This is a genomic window from Burkholderia sp. MSMB1459WGS (assembly GCF_001534535.1).
Lineage (GTDB): Bacteria > Pseudomonadota > Gammaproteobacteria > Burkholderiales > Burkholderiaceae > Burkholderia.
In genome coordinates, this window is the sequence record NZ_LPMU01000061.1 from 62,824 (window position 1) to 77,538 (window position 14,715).

Consider the following 14,715-nt stretch of genomic DNA (forward strand, 5'->3'; position numbering starts at 1 on the left):
GTCAAGCGAGGACGCGCTGGTCGCGGACGGCTCGCACAATCGCCTGATTATGCCACGGGTTATTTTGAACCCGGCTGAAAAAGGGCCTGCACGCGCGCGAGATCGGCCGGCGTGTCGATGCCGGCTTCGGGCGCGGACTCGGTGATCAGCACTGCGATGCGCTCGCCGTGCCACAGCGCGCGCAGCTGTTCGAGCTGCTCGGCCTGTTCGATCGGCGCCTGCGCGAGCGACGGATAGGTGCGCAGAAAACGCGCGCGATACGCATAGAGGCCGATGTGCCGATAGACCGGGAAAGCCGGTGCCGGCATGGCCGCGACGTTCGGCCAGTGCGGCTGGTAGGCGTCGCGGCTCCACGGAATCGGCGCGCGCGAGAAGTACAGCGCGACGCTCTGCGCGTCGAGCGCGACCTTCACGACGTTCGGGTTGAACACGTCGGCCGCGTCGTGGATCGGGTGAGCTGCGGTCGCGATCGCGCACGCCGGATGCGCGGCCAGGTGCGACGCTACGTCGCGCACGAGCACGGGGTCGATCAGCGGTTCGTCGCCCTGTACGTTGACGACGACGGTGTCGTCGCGCCAGCCGAAGGCCGCCGCGACTTCCGCGAGCCGGTCGGTGCCGGACGGGTGATCGGCGCGTGTGAGCACCGCTTCGAAGCCGTGATCGCGCGCCGCGTCGAGCACGCTCTGCGCGTCGGAGGCGACGAGTACCTGCTGCGCGCCCGCCTCGCGCGCGCGCTCGGCGACACGCACGACCATCGGCTTGCCGCCGAGATCGGCGAGCGGCTTGTTCGGGAGCCGCGTCGACGCGAGCCGGGCGGGAATGACGGCGATGAAGGGTTGCGGGTGAGTCATCGGGAAGCGTTGGGAAGAACGGGGCGGGCGACGCCGGAAGCCGGTCGTCCGGCGGAGTGCGGCGACCCGGCCGGGGCCGGGCCGTCGGTTTCGAATCGGTGCGCCGGGCGAGCGGCGCGGCGGTTCAGCGGCCGGCCGGGTCGACCGGCGTGCCTTCGACGGTCTGGCGCGCTTCGTCGACGAGCATCACCGGGATGCCGTCGCGGATCGGGTAGGCGAGCTTGTCCGCGTTGCAGATCAGCTCCTGCGCGGCACGGTCGTAGTGGAGCGGGCCTTTGCAGATAGGGCACACAATGATTTCAAGCAGGCGAGCGTCCACGGAGTTTCTCCACAACGAGGGCAATGAGGCGAGGGTCGAGCGCGGCTTCGACGGGGACCACCCACAGTCGGGCGTCGCGCCAGGAAGCGCCCAATTTTACTGCATCCTTCTCGGTGATTAGGATCGCATCGACGGCGTCGTCGACGAACGGATTGTCGGCGAACGCGTAATGGTCGGGCAGCGCGCGGGTCGCCGGCGCGAGGCCGGCCGCGCGCAGCGTCGCGAAGAAGCGCTCCGGCGCGCCGATGCCGGCCGCGGCGAGCACGCGTTCGTTCGCGAATTGCGACAGCGGGCGGCGCAGCGCGGGCTGGTCGAGGTGCCACGCGGCGCCGGGCGTCAGCGCGAGCGCGTAGGTGTCGGGCCACGGCGGCAGCGCGCCGCTGTACGGATCGTTGACGAGCGTCGCGTCGCGGTGCCGCGACAGCGGCTCGCGCAGCGGGCCGGCCGGCAGCAGGAAGCCGTTGCCGCCGAGCCGGTGGTCGAATACGACGAGTTCGACGGTGCGCGCGAGACGGTAATGCTGCAGGCCGTCGTCGCTGACGATCACGTCGACGTCCGGATGCGCGGCGCGTAGCGCCTGCGCGGCCGCGACGCGGTCCGGGCATACCCACACGGGCGCGCCGGTGCGGCGCGCGATCAAGAGCGGTTCGTCGCCGGCCGCGCCCGCGTGCGACGCCGGCGTGACGGCGGTCGGCGCCTTCACGTTCGCGCCATAGCCGCGCGACACGACGCCGGGCGTGAAGCCGGCCGCGCGCAGCGCGTCGACGAGCGCGATCACGGTCGGCGTCTTGCCGGTGCCGCCGACGGTCACGTTGCCGACCACGACCACCGGCACGCCGACGTCGACCGGCTGCTTCCAGCCTTGCGCGTAAGCGGTGCGCCGCAGCGCCGCGCACAGGCCGAACACGCATGCGAACGGCGTGAGCGCCCACGCGAGCGCGCCGCGCCGCTGCCATTCGCGTGTCAGGCGCGCTTCGAGTCGCGCGAGCGGGCCGCCGGGCGCGCTCATCGGGCCGGGCGCGGCGCGTCGTGCGCCGCGGCGAGGGACGGATTCGTCAAGGCGGATTCTCCGTTGGGCGGCGCATGCCGCAGGGTCCGTGGAAGGCGGCACTCTAGCGCGCCGCACGCGGGCGCGGCAAGCGTGACCGGCCGCCGCGGCGTGCGGGGCCGGATCGGGCCGGCCTGTGGATAACTCTGTGAAAAACTCCCCGGTCGATTGCCTCAAACGCCCGTCCGGCGGGCATCGAATCGGATGGGAATCATTCTGAAAGCTTTAAAAAATTATAAAAATCAACGCGTTACGAAGAATTGTCTGGCTTTTTTAGCGGTTTCCGAGCGTTTTACGCGGACGAATGCCAGAGTGTGGACACCTTTTCCGTGCGCGGCGGCGAATGCGGGGGCGCTGGACGTCGCGTGCATGTCGGACTATCGTGACGCCGCCAGCATTCATCCGACCGCCCATGCTTTCCGATTCTCCTTTTTCCGCACCCGGCGCCACGCGCGGCGGCGACGAAGTGATTCCCGTTTCGGCGCTCAATCGTGCGATTTCGACGATGCTCGAGCGTTCGTTTCCGCTGCTGTGGATTTCCGGCGAAGTGTCGAATTTCACGCGCGCCGCGAGCGGCCACTGGTATTTCTCGATCAAGGACCAGCAGGCGCAGATGCGCTGCGTGATGTTCCGCGGCCGTGCGCAATACGCGGAATTCACGCCGCGCGAAGGCGACCGCATCGAGGTGCGCGCGGTCGTCACGATGTACGAGCCGCGCGGCGAAGTGCAGCTCAATGTCGAAGCGGTGCGGCGCACCGGGCAGGGGCGCCTGTACGAGGCGTTCCTGCGGCTGAAGGCGCAGCTCGAAGGCGAGGGCCTGTTCGCGCCCGAGCGCAAGCGGCCGTTGCCGGCGCACCCGCGCGCGATCGGCATCGTCACGTCGCTGCAGGCCGCCGCGCTGCGCGACGTGCTGACCACGCTCGCGCGGCGCGCGCCGCACATTCCGGTGATCGTCTATCCGGCCCCCGTGCAGGGCGCCGGTTCCGCCGAAAAGCTCGTCGCGGCCGTCGCGACCGCGAATGCGCGGCGCGAGGTCGACGTGCTGCTGGTCTGCCGCGGCGGCGGCTCGATCGAGGATTTGTGGTCGTTCAACGACGAAGCGCTGGCGCGCGCGATCGCGGCGAGCGAGTTGCCGGTGGTGAGCGGCGTCGGGCACGAAACTGACTTCACGATCGCGGACTTCGCGGCCGACCTGCGCGCGCCGACGCCGACCGGCGCGGCCGAACTCGCGAGCCCGCAGCGCGCGCTGCTGCTGCGCGAGGTCGACGACCGCCGGCGTGCGCTTGCGCGCGGCATGGCGCGCCGGCTCGAACAGCGTGCGCAGCAGCTCGACTGGCTCGCCCGCCGGCTCGTGAGCCCGGCCGAGCGGCTGCAGCGGCAGCGCACGCACGTCGAGCAGCTCGCGGTGCGGCTGGCATCGGCCGCGGCGCGGCCGGTGCGCGATGCACGTGCGCGTTTCGCGCTCGCGCAGCTGCGCTGGCAGCGCGCACGGCCCGATCCGTCACAGGCGCGCCACGCGCTCGCGGGGCTGTCGCAACGGCTCGCGAGCGCGTTGCAGCGTCGTCATGAACGCGACACGGCGCGTGTGTCAGCCTGTGCGGCGCGGCTCGAGGTGCTGAGCCCGCAGCGCACGCTCGAGCGCGGCTATGCGGCGCTGATCGATGCGCAGACGGGCCGCGCGGTGCGCGCGCCGAATGCGCTGAAGCCGCAGCGGCGGCTGACCGTGCATCTCGCCGAAGGCTCGGCCGACGTGTCGCTCGCCGACGTGCAGCCACGGCTGACCGATACGATCTGACGCAAGCGGCGCGAGCGAAACGCGAGGCACGCCGCAACGCGTGCCGCGCGGCCGGGCACGAATACTGCGCATCGTCGGGTTCGTCCTGCCGGACGTTGCGCCAGCATCGCTTTTCCGCATACCGCGGATAAATGGCCCGCGAGTTTGCGGGGATATTCGTCCTCGCCTACAATCGGACGCTCGGCAGCATTCAACACAAGCCTCCCTACATACTCAACGAAGGAATCGCCATGGCTCATACGCTCCCGCCGCTCCCGTACGCTGAAGACGCACTCGCGCCGACCATCTCGAAAGAGACGATCGAGTACCACTACGGCAAGCATCATCAGGCTTATGTGACGAACCTGAACAATCTGATCCCCGGCACGGAATTCGAAAACCTGCCGCTGGAAGAGATCGTGAAGAAGTCGTCGGGCGGCATCTTCAACAACGCCGCGCAAATCTGGAACCACACGTTCTTCTGGAACAGCCTGTCGCCGAACGGCGGCGGCGCACCGACGGGCGCGCTGGGCGATGCGATCAACGCGAAGTGGGGTTCGTACGACGCATTCAAGGAAGCGTTCACGAAGGCCGCAGTCGGCACGTTCGGTTCGGGCTGGGCATGGCTCGTGAAGAAGGCCGACGGTTCGCTCGACATCGTGTCGACGAGCAACGCAGCCACGCCGCTGACGACCGCCGACAAGGCGCTGCTGACGATCGACGTGTGGGAACACGCGTACTACATCGACTACCGCAACGCACGTCCGAAGTTCGTCGAAGCGTTCTGGAACATCGTGAACTGGGACTTCGCAGCGAAGAACTTCGCGTAAGTCCGGCGCCTGCGCGCCGCCGCGGCGCGCGGCATCGAAAAAAGCCCTCGTTTCGAGGGCTTTTTGTTTTTTGTCCCGCCCCGAACGCGGCGCGTGGGCCAGATCAGCCGGCCATGCCGAGCAGCCAGCCGAACGCCGCGCTCGCGATCACGACGGCCCACGGCGGCACGCGCCAGAACACCAGCGCGACGAAGGCGACCAGCGCGGCGGCCAGATCGCGCGGCGCGACGATCGTGTCGGTCCAGACCGGGCGATAGAGCGCGGCGAGCAGCAGCCCGACGACGGCCGCGTTCACGCCGGCGAGCGCGGCCTGCATCCGCGCGCTGCGGCGCAGGCGCTCCCAGAACGGCGCGGTGCCGGCGATGAGCAGGAACGACGGCGCGAAGATCGACACGAGTGCGATCGTGCCGCCGAGCCAGCCGTTCGGCGCATCGCGCAGCGACGCACCGAGGAATGCCGAGAACGTGAACAGCGGCCCTGGCACGGCCTGCGCGACCCCATACCCGGCGAGAAACGCCGAATCGCCGACCCACCCGGGCGCGACCACCGCCGCCTGCAGCAGCGGCAGCACCACATGGCCGCCGCCGAACACGAGTGCACCCGTGCGGAAGAACGCGTCGACGACGGCGAGCGTGTCGGAGCGCAGCGCGCGGGCCGTGAACGGCAGTGCGACGAGCAGCGTCGCGAACACGGCGAGCCACAGCACGCCTGCCCGCGGCGACACGTGCAGCGGCAACGGTTCATGCGCGTCGCGCGCCGGTTGCGGCAGCAGCACGAGCCCGGCCGCTCCCGCCACGACGATCACCGCGATCTGCGTCCAGGCGGCCGGCGCGAGCAGCGCGACGCACGCGGCCGCGGCCATCAGCGTGACGCGCCGCGCGTCCGGGCACAGCGTACGCGCCATGCCCCACACCGCTTGCGCGATCACCGCGACCGACACGATGCGCAGCCCGTGCAGCGCACCGGCTTCGATCGGCGCGCCCGACGCGTGAACGCCGAGCGCGAACAGCATCATCAGCAGCGCCGACGGCAGCGTGAAACCGAGCCACGCGGCGAACATGCCGGCATAGCCGGCACGCGCGAGACCGATCGCCATCCCGACCTGGCTGCTCGCCGGCCCCGGCAGGAACTGGCACAGCCCGACGAGATCCGCATAAGTGCGCTCGGTGAGCCAGCCGCGCCGCGTGACGAATTCCGCGCGAAAGTAGCCGAGATGCGCGACCGGCCCGCCGAACGACGTGAGGCCGAGCCGCAGGAACGCGACGAATACGGGCCACGGATGGCGGGCGGGGGCGGGGAGGGGCGACGTGTTCAAGGCGGTGCGGGCGGCGGACGGAACGAGCCGCCACGATAGCGCAACTCGGCGGCCGCGGGCAGCGCATCGAGGCCGATGGAGGCCGTCGTGCGGCGTTCAGTACGTGCCGTCGCCGAGCCCGCTCGCGCGGCGCAACGCATCGATGTCCACGAGCTCGATCTCGCCGACGTGCAGCCGCACGACGCCGTCGGCCTGCAGCGCCTTCAGCAACTGGTTGGTGGTCTGCCGCGTCAGCGACAGCATCGACGCGAGCGTTTCCTGCGACAGCCGGACGTGCGTGCGCCCGGCGCTGATGCCGCCGTAGCCTTCGGCGATCATCAGCAGTCGCGCGGCGAGCCGTTGCGCGGCCGGCATCACGCTCATCGACTCGACGGTCAGGAAGCTCAGGCGCAGCTTTTGCGCCATCAGCAGCGCGAACTGCCGCCAGTACTGCGGCGTCGTATCGAGGATCGCGAGCAGCGCGGCCTGCGGCACGTGCAGCAGCAGCGCGTCGTCGAGCGCGATGGCGTCGTGCGTGCGCGGCTGGCCGTCGAACAACGCGATCTCGCCGAACCACGTAATCGGCTCGGCCACCGTCAGCAGCGTTTCCTTGCCCTGCGGATCGACCGCACCTATCGTGAGTGAACCGGCCAGCACCGCGTACAGCCCGCACGGCGGGTCGCCGCGCCGGAACAGCGCGTGGCCGGACGGCAGACGGCGCAGCGTCGCGCGGGCGATCAGTTCGGCGCGCAGCGCGGGGGGCAGCGCGGCGAACCACGGGTTCGCTTCGATCTGCGGCAGGTACGGGGCGAGCGAGGAAGGCATGGGCACGCGATGTCGGGTAGCTGACAGAGGTTCTCGGGCGTGACGCGCATCATAGCGCTCGATAGCCGATCAGGAGACGCCATGAAAACCCTCGAAGACCATCTTTCCCAGTATGCGGCCTACCATCGCGACGCGCGCAACATCGCGACGCATCTGGTCGGCATCCCGATGATCGTGTTCGCGGTCGAGGTGCTGCTGTCGCGGCCGGCGATCGGCGCGCTGGCCGGCATTGCGTTGTCGCCGGCGCTGCTGCTCGCCGTCGTGTCCGCGGCGTTCTACCTGCGTCTGGACCTGCGGTTCGGGATCGTGATGACCGTGCTGCTCGCGCTCGGCCTGTGGGCCGCGCAGTCGCTGGCGCTGCTGCCGACCGCGCAATGGCTCGCGATCGGCGTCGGCGCGTTCGTGGTCGGCTGGATCGTGCAGTTCGTCGGGCATTGGTTCGAAGGCCGCAAACCCGCGTTCGTCGACGATCTGGTCGGCCTGATCGTCGGGCCGCTGTTCATCGTCGCCGAGGTCGCGTTCTTCGCGGGGCTGCGCGGCGACGTGCGCCGCGAAGTCGAGCGGCGCGCGGGCCCGGTGCACGGCGGCACGCATTCGCATGTCTGACAGGCCGGCCGGGCCGGTCTGCGTGTTCGGCGCAGGCGCGGTCGGCTGCTATCTCGGCGGCCGCCTCGCGGCGGGCCGCGCGACCGAAGTCGACTGGATCAATGGTGAAATCGTGCGGCTGGCCGGGCGCTTCGGTGCGCCGGCGCCGGTCAATGCGCGACTCGGCGCGCTCGTCCACGACGCGGCACGCGCGGCGGCGCGCCCGGCGTGGCGCGGCGATGCGCTGTGGGCCGACCTGTCCGCGCGGGCGCCGCGCGTGGGCCATGTACGGGCCGCGTAGGCCGGCGTCGCACCATCCGCCGTCGGCGCGGGCCGTGCGTAACGGCTAAGATGCGGAGTGCGTCATACGACGCCTTTGCGGAGCAATCGCCATGGTGGATCGCCCGACTCTCGATGCCTACGAGGCCCATGCCGCGCAATACGCGCAGGACTGGCTCGATCAGGCCGCGCCCGACGACATGTACGCGCTGCTCGAACAGCATTTCTCGCCGGGGCTGACCGCCGACGTCGGCTGCGGCGCGGGGCGCGACACGGCCTGGCTCGCGTCGCGCGGCTTCGACGTGCGCGGCTACGACGCGAGCGCCGCGCTGCTCGACGAGGCGCGACGGCACCATCCGGGTCTGGTTTTCGAGCTGGCCGTGCTGCCGGCGCTGGCCGGCGTACCGTCCGGCGCGTTTCGCAACGTGCTGTGCGAAACGGTCGTCATGCATCTCGAACAGGCGGACGCAGCGGCCGCCGCCGCGCGGCTGGCCGAGCTGCTGATGCCGGGCGGCACGTTGTACCTGAGCTGGCGGGTGGCCGGAAACGGCGTGTTGCGCGACGAGCGCGGCCGCCTCTATACGCCGCTCGACTCGGCGCGGATGCATGCGGCGCTGGGCGCCGGCGTGCATGTGATCGACGAACACGAGGTCGTCAGCGCGTCGTCCGGCAAGCGCGTGCACCGGCTGATCGTGCGCAAGGCGGCCGGCGACGCGTGAACGCGGCGCGCCATCGGGCTCATTCGCGGCTGAGCGCCGCTTCCCAGTTGATGTCGACGCAGAGCACCTGCATGCCCGTCGCGGCCGGTGCGGCGATCGATGCGGTCACGCACAGGTGCGCCTCGTTGATCGACAGGTACGGCGCCGTCAGATGCACGCCGCCCGGCGCGCGCATCGCGTCGATGAAATACGGGCGGCGTTCCCAGCTCGCGCCTTCGGAATGCAGCAGCGGCCGGAAGCGTTTCGCGCGTTGCGACACGCTGCCGCGCGCGAGCACGTTGTCGCCGATCTGGCGGCCCGACGCGTCGAGCAGGAAGCAGCGCGCGGTCTCCGGCAGCCCGAGCACGGCGGCGGCCGCGTCGGTGAGCGATTCGCCCGCGCCGAGTTTGCGGCTCGCTTCCTCGAGCGCGGCGACGTACGGTGCGAGCCGTTCCGCCTGCGTGCGCTCGCGCTGCGCGACGCGCAGCCGCAGCGCGGCCGACAGTGTGTCCATGCAGCCCGCGGCGGCCTGCGGCTGCACGGGATCGACGCTCGGCCCCGCGAAGTACTGGCCCTGCACGAAATCGACGTCGCATTCGAGCGCGATCAGCGCGTCGCGTTCGGTCGCGAGCCCGCCCATCAGCACGAGCTGGCCGGATTCGTGCAGCAGCGACACGAGCCCCGGCAGCACGCGTTCGAGATGCGAGTGCTCGCTCGCCTGCGCGAGGATGCCGCGGTCGAGCGTGACGATGTCCGGATGCAAATGCCACACGCGATCGATGTTCGAATGCTTCGCGCCGAAGCCGACGAGTGCGATCAGGAAGCCGGCCTTGCGCAGCCCGTCGATGATCGCCGCATAGCGCGGCGTCTCGCCGCCGGCCTGTTCGGGCACCTCGAGCACCACGCGGTGCGGCGGCAGCCCGAGCGCCTTCAGGTTCGCGAGCAGCGCGTCGCCGTAGATGGTGTCCATCAGCGCGGCCGGATGCAGGCTCAGGAAGAGCCATTCGTCGTGGCTGTCGAACGCGTGGAAGTTACCGAGATGCAACGATTCGGCGAGCCGGCCGAGCTCCAGCAGGTCGCCGCGCCGCGCCGCCTGCGTGAATACCTCGTGCGACGCCACCTGGCGGCTTTCCTCGTCGTGCGCGCGCAGCGACGCGTGATAGCCGATCGCGCGCCGGTGCGACACCGAGAAAACGGGCTGGAACACGCTGAACACGGTGTAGCCGCCGTACAGCACGGTGCGCCGGTTCCCGTCGTCGCCGGCGACAGGGCGGGGCGGCTGAAAGCCGGGGGGATCGATTTCGATCATGCTCATGATGTCGGCCGAAGGAAGACTGCCAGTTTACCTACAGAATAGGCGAGCAAGAAGCATGCACGGCAGCGCGCCGCGTGCGGCCGCCATTCGCGGTCGGTACGCGCACGCGTGCCCGGCCGCGTTGCACCGCGATGGTGCGCGCGAGCCCGATTCGGCGCGCACCGCGCGTCACGCGCGCTCGGACGGGTCGGTCTTGCGCGCGGTGCTGCGGATCTCGGGCGCGAGCTGCGCGAAGATCCACGCGGAGGCGGCCGTGATGATCCCGACGCAGATGAACGTTGCATGGAACGCCGGCAGCGTGTTGCTCGGCGTCACGGTGCGCAGCATGCCGGTGAACGTCGCGAGCAGCGCGCCGGCGACCGTGACGCCGAGGCTCATCGACAGCATCTGCACGAGCGAGAACAGGCTGTTGCCGCTGCTCGCGCCGCCGGTGCCGAGATCCTTCAGCGTCAGCGTGTTCATCGCGGTGAACTGCATCGAGTTGAAGCCGCCGAACAGCGCGAGATGCACGACCTTCACCCACACCGGCACCGTGTCGCGCATCAGCGCGAAGCTCGCCATCATCACGCCGACCATGATCGTGTTCGCGAGCAGCACCTTGCGGTAGCCGTGCCGCGTGATCAGGCGCGTGATGATCCGTTTCGAGAACATGCCGGCCGCCGCGACCGGCAGCATCATCAGCCCGGCCTCGAACGCCGAGTAGCCGAGGCTCACCTGCAGCAGCAGCGGGATCAGGTACGGCATCGCGCCGCTGCCGATCCGCGCGAACAGGTTGCCGAGCAGCCCGACGCTGAACGTGTGGATCTTGAACAACTCCAGCGAGAAGATCGGCTGCGGCGCGCGCACCGCGTACAGCCCGTACGCGACGAAGCACGCGAGGCTCAGGATCAGCAGCACCAGCACGGCCGCGTGCTGCATGCCGAGATCGGCGAGCCCGTCGAGCGACAGCGAGATCGCGACCATCCCGATCGTCAGCAGCAGATAGCCCTTCAGGTCGAAGCGGCCGGCGGCCGGGTTGCGCGAATCGGGCATCGAATAGAAGGTCGCGATGCAGCCCGCGACGCCGACCGGCACGTTGATCAGGAAGATCCAGTGCCACGACGCGATCTTCACGAGCCAGCCGCCGAGCGTCGGCCCGATCAACGGGCCGATCAGGCCCGGAATCGCGACGAACGACAGCGCGGGCAGGTAGCGCTCGGCCGGGAACGTGCGCAGCACCGCGAGCCGCCCGACCGGCAGCAGCATCGCGCCGCCGACGCCCTGCACGACGCGGAACGCGACGAGCTGCGTCAGCGTATGGGCGTTCGCGCACAGCAGCGAGCCGAGCGAGAACACCAGGATCGCGCTGAAGAACACGCGCCGCGTGCCGAACGTGTCGGCAAGCCAGCCCGACACGGGGATCATCACCGCCATCGTCAGCGAGTACGCGATCACGACCGATTGCATCCGCAGCGGCGATTCGCCGAGGCTCGCGGCCATCGACGGCAGCGCCGTGTTGACGATCGTCGCGTCGAGCGTCTGCATGAAGAAGCCCGTCGCAACGAGCCAGAGCATCACGGTGAGGTTCTTTTCGCCGGGAGCGGCGGCGGGTGGGCGTTGGAACATGACGGCGGGGACGGTGGCGCGGGACAGCCGACATTGTAGGGAAAGCCGCCGCGCCGTGCAGTTCGGGGCGCTGTGTCGGGTGGCCCGCCCGGCCCGGCCGCCGGATGCCTGTCTCCGTCGGGCGGCCAGTACAGTTCAGCCGAAAGTGTCTGCGGCCGTATCTGTCCGTGCGCCGCCGCTATCCGAAATACTGGAGGCATCGACCCCGTGCGACCAGGAGGCTGCCATGCGCGAACTGCGACTTTACGTGATGGACGGCGACGAGCCGGCCGGACGGTGGCGGATCGTCGATCGCACGCTGCTCGAGGTGGCCGAAGGCGACGTGTGGGTGACCGTCGAGGGGCGGCCCGACGATCACTGGCTGGGTGCGGGCGCATCGCTGACCTTGCTGCCCGGCACGCGCGCGTGGGTCAGCGCCGGGCCGCGCGGCGCGACGTTCGCGTTCGGCCCGCTCGCGGCGCCGGCCGAGCGCCGCGCGCCGGCATGGTGGCGCCCGTTCGCCGCATGGCGCGGCGGCCGGCGTCACGCAGCCGCGTCGCTGCCGACGTAGCGCGCCCGCGGCCGGATCAGCTTCCCGTCCGCATACTGTTCGAGCGCATGCGCGATCCAGCCGGCCGTGCGACCGGCCGCGAACAGCGTGAACGCCGCGCCGTCGGGCAGCGCGAGCGTGCGCTCCAGCACCGCGAGCGCGAAATCGATCGTCGGCCGCAGGCCCGTCGCCGCTTCGACGCGCGAAGCGAGCATGCGCGCCATGCGCAGCGCCGGCTGCTCGGGCGTCGAAGCGTGCAGCGCATCGAGCAGCGCCCGTGCGCGCGGGTCGCCGTCGGGGTACAGCGGGTGCGCGAAGCCGGACAGGGCCGTGCGCCCGCCGTCCGCGCGTTCGTCGTGCGCCAGCCGCAGCGCGAGGTAGCGATCGAGATCGGCGGCGCGGGCGGCTTCGTCGAGCAGCGTGCCGGCGCGGAACGTCTCGCCGCCGTGGCGCGGCCCCGACAGCGCCGCGAGCCCGCCCGAGATCGCGCCGAACAGATGGGTGCCGGTCGATGCGATGCAGCGCACCGCGAAGGTCGACGGATTCAGTTCGTGATCGGCGCACAGCACGAGCGCACGCCGCAGCAGGTCGGCTTCGTCGCGCCGCCGCACGCGCCACGCGGCTGCCAACTGGCGGTGCACGGGCGCGTCGCCCGGCGCGATGCCGACGAGCGCCGCCGTCGCGACGCGCAGCAGCAGTGCTGCGGAATCGAGCTGCGCGTTGCGCCCCTGTGCCCACAGGCGCGGCATCGATGCGGCCGCGGCCGGCAGGAGCACCAGCGCCCGTTCGAGCGGTGCGAGATGCGCCCAGCGACGCGCCCAGTCGTCCCACTGCGCCGCATCGAAACCGGTCGATGCAAGCGACGTGGCGGCCAGCCGCGCGGGCGGACAGTCCCACAGCCGCGCGGCCGTTTCTTCGAGCGTCGCTGCGTCGGCCAGTGCGATCGCATCGGCGCCGCGGTACCGCAGGCGGCCGTCGGCGATCTGCGTGATGCGCGATTCCAATACCGGCACGCCCCAGTCGAGCGAACGTTCGGCGACGCCGCCCGCGCGCTTCGCGTCGGCGCGGCGGCGCGCGAGCAGGCGCACCTCGTTCGCGTCGTAGCGGCGGCGCTTGGTCGCGCCGTCGGGCAGCGAGCGCAGCAGGCCGCGGCTCACGTATGCGTAAAGGGTGCTCACGCTGACGCCGAGCATGCCGGCGGCTTCCTGTGCGCTGACGGATGTCATGCCGCTTGCTCCTGTCGCCGCGCATGAAGCGCGGGCTCGCTACAACTATTCGTTATGTATTGATTCGCGCAATCAAGATTGATCGTGTCCGTCGCGAATTCTAGACTCGATTCCGTCTCCCCAACGGCGTCTCCTTCACCATGACACCCGAATTCGCATTGGCGCATCTTTGGCAACTCGCAGACGGCGCGCGCGACGCGCTGGCCCGGACGACCGTGACCGGGCAGGACCCGGCGCTGCCGTCGACGTTTCATGTCGGCACGCTTGCCGCCGCGACGATCGCCGCAGCCGGGCTCGCGGCGGCCGAATGCCATCGGCTGCGAACGGGCGTGGCGCAAACGGTCGACGTGTCGGTGCGCGACGCGCTCGTGGCGTTCCGCAGCGAACGCTACCTGCGCGTGGACGACGGGCCGCCGCCGGAGTTGCGCCATTCGGTGACCGGCTTCTTCGAGACGGGCGACGGACGCTGGATTCAACTGCACGCGAATTTCCCGCATCACCTGCACGGCATTCTCGACGTGCTCGGCTGCGGCTCGCAGCCCGCCGACGTGGCCGCGGCGATCCGTACGTGGGACGGCGCGGCACTCGACACCGCGCTGGCCGAGGCCGGCCTGTGCGCGGCATTGATCAGAACCCCTGACGAATGGGCGGCTCACGAGCAGGCGCGCGCGATCGCGTCGCTGCCGCTGTTCGAGATCGAACGGATCGGCGACGCACCGGCCGAGCCGATCGGCCGCGGCGAGGCCGGCCAGCCGCTGGCGGGCGTGCGCGTGCTCGATCTCACGCGCATCATCGCGGGGCCGGTCGCGGGCCGCACGCTGGCGTCGCACGGCGCGCAGACGCTGCTCGTCAACGGTCCGCACCTGCCGAACATTGCGCCGCTCGTGATCGACAACGGGCGCGGCAAGCGTTCGACGTGGGTCGATCTGCGCGACGCGGCAGGCGTCGATACGCTGCACGCCCTGGCGCGCGATGCGGACGTGTTTCTGCAATCGTACCGGCCCGGCGCGCTCGCGGCGCGCGGCTTCGCGCCGCAGGCGCTGGCGGCGCGGCGGCCCGGCATCGTCTACGTGTCGGTGTCGGCGTACGGGCATGCAGGACCGTGGGCGGCGCGGCGCGGGTTCGACAGCCTCGTGCAGTCGGCGAGCGGAATCGCCTGGCAGGAGCAGCAGGCCGCGCAGGCGAGCGGGCCGCGCCATCTGCCGTGCCAGGCGCTCGATCATGCAACGGGGTATCTGGCGGCGTTCGGCGCGATGATCGCGCTTGCACGGCGGGCGCGCGAAGGGGGAAGCTGGCACGTGCGGATGTCGCTCGCGCAGACGGGGCGCTGGCTGCAGTCGTTCGGCGTCGTGCCGGACGGGCTGCACGCGCCCGATCTCGCGCTTGCCGACGTGCGGGACCGGATCGACCGCATCGCATCGCCGTTCGGCGTGCTCGACACCGTGCGGCCGGCCGAGCGGTTGTCGGCGACGCCGCCGTCGTTCGCGCGTCCGCCCGTGCCGCTCGGCACCGACGACGCACGCTGGCTGTGAGGGCC

General features: G+C 70.8%; 14 protein-coding genes and 1 pseudogene. 7 read left to right on the forward strand and 8 right to left on the reverse strand.

Annotation, left to right across the window (positions count from 1 at the left end; translation table 11 throughout):
• Positions 1–59: 59 nt before the first annotated feature.
• The 3 genes from kdsB to lpxK all read right to left on the reverse strand — a co-directional run bounded on the left by kdsB (position 60) and on the right by lpxK (position 2,179).
• On the reverse strand, positions 60–851 hold the full coding sequence (gene kdsB / locus WT97_RS23080; RefSeq protein ID WP_059795747.1) for a 3-deoxy-manno-octulosonate cytidylyltransferase: 792 nt from the start codon (positions 849–851) through the stop codon (positions 60–62).
• A gap of 124 nt (positions 852–975) precedes the next feature.
• The gene (locus tag WT97_RS23085) at positions 976–1,170 is read right to left on the reverse strand and encodes a Trm112 family protein (protein WP_006482216.1); all 195 of its coding nucleotides are present in this window, start codon (positions 1,168–1,170) and stop codon (positions 976–978) included.
• Positions 1,151–2,179 carry a tetraacyldisaccharide 4'-kinase gene (gene lpxK / locus WT97_RS23090; RefSeq protein ID WP_060036249.1) on the reverse strand — a complete coding sequence of 343 codons (1,029 nt, stop codon included), beginning with the start codon at positions 2,177–2,179 and terminating at the stop codon, positions 1,151–1,153. The genes WT97_RS23085 and lpxK overlap by 20 nt, the downstream gene beginning before the upstream one ends.
• 451 nt (positions 2,180–2,630) lie before the next feature.
• On the opposite strand from lpxK, the gene xseA reads away from it, so the two are divergent.
• Both xseA and sodB read left to right on the forward strand, forming a co-directional pair.
• A complete protein-coding gene (gene xseA, locus WT97_RS23095; RefSeq protein ID WP_059795748.1) occupies positions 2,631–4,013 on the forward strand; it encodes an exodeoxyribonuclease VII large subunit in 1,383 nt (460 codons plus the stop codon).
• Positions 4,014–4,243: 230 nt separating this feature from the next.
• On the forward strand, positions 4,244–4,822 hold the full coding sequence (gene sodB / locus WT97_RS23100) for a superoxide dismutase [Fe] (protein WP_006489396.1): 579 nt from the start codon (positions 4,244–4,246) through the stop codon (positions 4,820–4,822).
• A 103-nt stretch (positions 4,823–4,925) separates the two neighbouring features.
• Here the strand turns inward: sodB and chrA are convergent, their stop codons facing one another.
• Together chrA and WT97_RS23110 are read right to left on the reverse strand one after the other, a co-directional pair.
• Complete coding sequence (chrA, locus tag WT97_RS23105) at positions 4,926–6,137, reverse strand: chromate efflux transporter (RefSeq protein WP_060354501.1); 1,212 nt, start codon at positions 6,135–6,137, stop codon at positions 4,926–4,928.
• A 96-nt stretch (positions 6,138–6,233) separates the two neighbouring features.
• Positions 6,234–6,941 carry a Crp/Fnr family transcriptional regulator gene (locus WT97_RS23110; protein WP_059504684.1) on the reverse strand — a complete coding sequence of 236 codons (708 nt, stop codon included), beginning with the start codon at positions 6,939–6,941 and terminating at the stop codon, positions 6,234–6,236.
• 81 nt (positions 6,942–7,022) lie between these two features.
• Between WT97_RS23110 and WT97_RS23115 the strand changes: the two genes are divergently transcribed.
• From WT97_RS23115 to WT97_RS23125, 3 genes and pseudogenes are all read left to right on the forward strand, one after another.
• Complete coding sequence (locus tag WT97_RS23115) at positions 7,023–7,547, forward strand: DUF962 domain-containing protein (RefSeq protein ID WP_059795751.1); 525 nt, start codon at positions 7,023–7,025, stop codon at positions 7,545–7,547.
• A gap of 64 nt (positions 7,548–7,611) precedes the next feature.
• A pseudogene (locus WT97_RS23120) lies at positions 7,612–7,827 on the forward strand (ketopantoate reductase C-terminal domain-containing protein); the annotation flags it as partial.
• A gap of 91 nt (positions 7,828–7,918) precedes the next feature.
• Positions 7,919–8,524, forward strand: coding sequence for a bifunctional 2-polyprenyl-6-hydroxyphenol methylase/3-demethylubiquinol 3-O-methyltransferase UbiG (locus WT97_RS23125; RefSeq protein ID WP_059795754.1), 606 nt, complete (start codon positions 7,919–7,921; stop codon positions 8,522–8,524).
• 19 nt (positions 8,525–8,543) lie between these two features.
• Here the strand turns inward: WT97_RS23125 and WT97_RS23130 are convergent, their stop codons facing one another.
• The gene (locus tag WT97_RS23130; RefSeq protein WP_034208206.1) at positions 8,544–9,818 is read right to left on the reverse strand and encodes an EAL domain-containing protein; all 1,275 of its coding nucleotides are present in this window, start codon (positions 9,816–9,818) and stop codon (positions 8,544–8,546) included.
• Between the two features lie 168 nt (positions 9,819–9,986).
• Positions 9,987–11,423: a multidrug transporter subunit MdtD gene (gene mdtD, locus WT97_RS23135; RefSeq protein WP_034208205.1), complete on the reverse strand. Its 1,437-nt coding sequence runs from the start codon at positions 11,421–11,423 to the stop codon at positions 9,987–9,989.
• Between the two features lie 226 nt (positions 11,424–11,649).
• Here mdtD and WT97_RS23140 point away from each other — a divergent pair, with 226 nt between their 5' ends.
• The gene (locus tag WT97_RS23140) at positions 11,650–11,973 is read left to right on the forward strand and encodes a DUF2917 domain-containing protein (protein WP_059795756.1); all 324 of its coding nucleotides are present in this window, start codon (positions 11,650–11,652) and stop codon (positions 11,971–11,973) included.
• Here WT97_RS23140 and WT97_RS23145 read toward each other — a convergent pair.
• The gene (locus tag WT97_RS23145; protein WP_059795757.1) at positions 11,946–13,178 is read right to left on the reverse strand and encodes a citrate/2-methylcitrate synthase; all 1,233 of its coding nucleotides are present in this window, start codon (positions 13,176–13,178) and stop codon (positions 11,946–11,948) included. The genes WT97_RS23140 and WT97_RS23145 overlap by 28 nt on opposite strands.
• 140 nt (positions 13,179–13,318) lie before the next feature.
• Between WT97_RS23145 and WT97_RS23150 the strand changes: the two genes are divergently transcribed.
• Positions 13,319–14,710, forward strand: coding sequence for a CoA transferase (locus WT97_RS23150; RefSeq protein ID WP_060354502.1), 1,392 nt, complete (start codon positions 13,319–13,321; stop codon positions 14,708–14,710).
• Positions 14,711–14,715: the final 5 nt, after the last annotated feature.

Excerpts from the sequence above, each read along its gene's own strand:
- xseA (WP_059795748.1), top strand. The coding sequence starts at position 2,631 with ATGCTTTCCGATTCTCCTTTTTCCGCACCCGGCGCCACGCGCGGCGGC.
- mdtD (WP_034208205.1), bottom strand. The coding sequence starts at position 11,423 with ATGTTCCAACGCCCACCCGCCGCCGCTCCCGGCGAAAAGAACCTCACC.
- WT97_RS23140 (WP_059795756.1), top strand. The coding sequence starts at position 11,650 with ATGCGCGAACTGCGACTTTACGTGATGGACGGCGACGAGCCGGCCGGA.
- WT97_RS23125 (WP_059795754.1), top strand. The coding sequence starts at position 7,919 with ATGGTGGATCGCCCGACTCTCGATGCCTACGAGGCCCATGCCGCGCAA.
- WT97_RS23145 (WP_059795757.1), bottom strand. The coding sequence starts at position 13,178 with ATGACATCCGTCAGCGCACAGGAAGCCGCCGGCATGCTCGGCGTCAGC.
- sodB (WP_006489396.1), top strand. The coding sequence starts at position 4,244 with ATGGCTCATACGCTCCCGCCGCTCCCGTACGCTGAAGACGCACTCGCG.
- kdsB (WP_059795747.1), bottom strand. The coding sequence starts at position 851 with ATGACTCACCCGCAACCCTTCATCGCCGTCATTCCCGCCCGGCTCGCG.
- lpxK (WP_060036249.1), bottom strand. The coding sequence starts at position 2,179 with ATGAGCGCGCCCGGCGGCCCGCTCGCGCGACTCGAAGCGCGCCTGACA.
- WT97_RS23110 (WP_059504684.1), bottom strand. The coding sequence starts at position 6,941 with ATGCCTTCCTCGCTCGCCCCGTACCTGCCGCAGATCGAAGCGAACCCG.
- WT97_RS23130 (WP_034208206.1), bottom strand. The coding sequence starts at position 9,818 with ATGAGCATGATCGAAATCGATCCCCCCGGCTTTCAGCCGCCCCGCCCT.
- WT97_RS23150 (WP_060354502.1), top strand. The coding sequence starts at position 13,319 with ATGACACCCGAATTCGCATTGGCGCATCTTTGGCAACTCGCAGACGGC.
- WT97_RS23115 (WP_059795751.1), top strand. The coding sequence starts at position 7,023 with ATGAAAACCCTCGAAGACCATCTTTCCCAGTATGCGGCCTACCATCGC.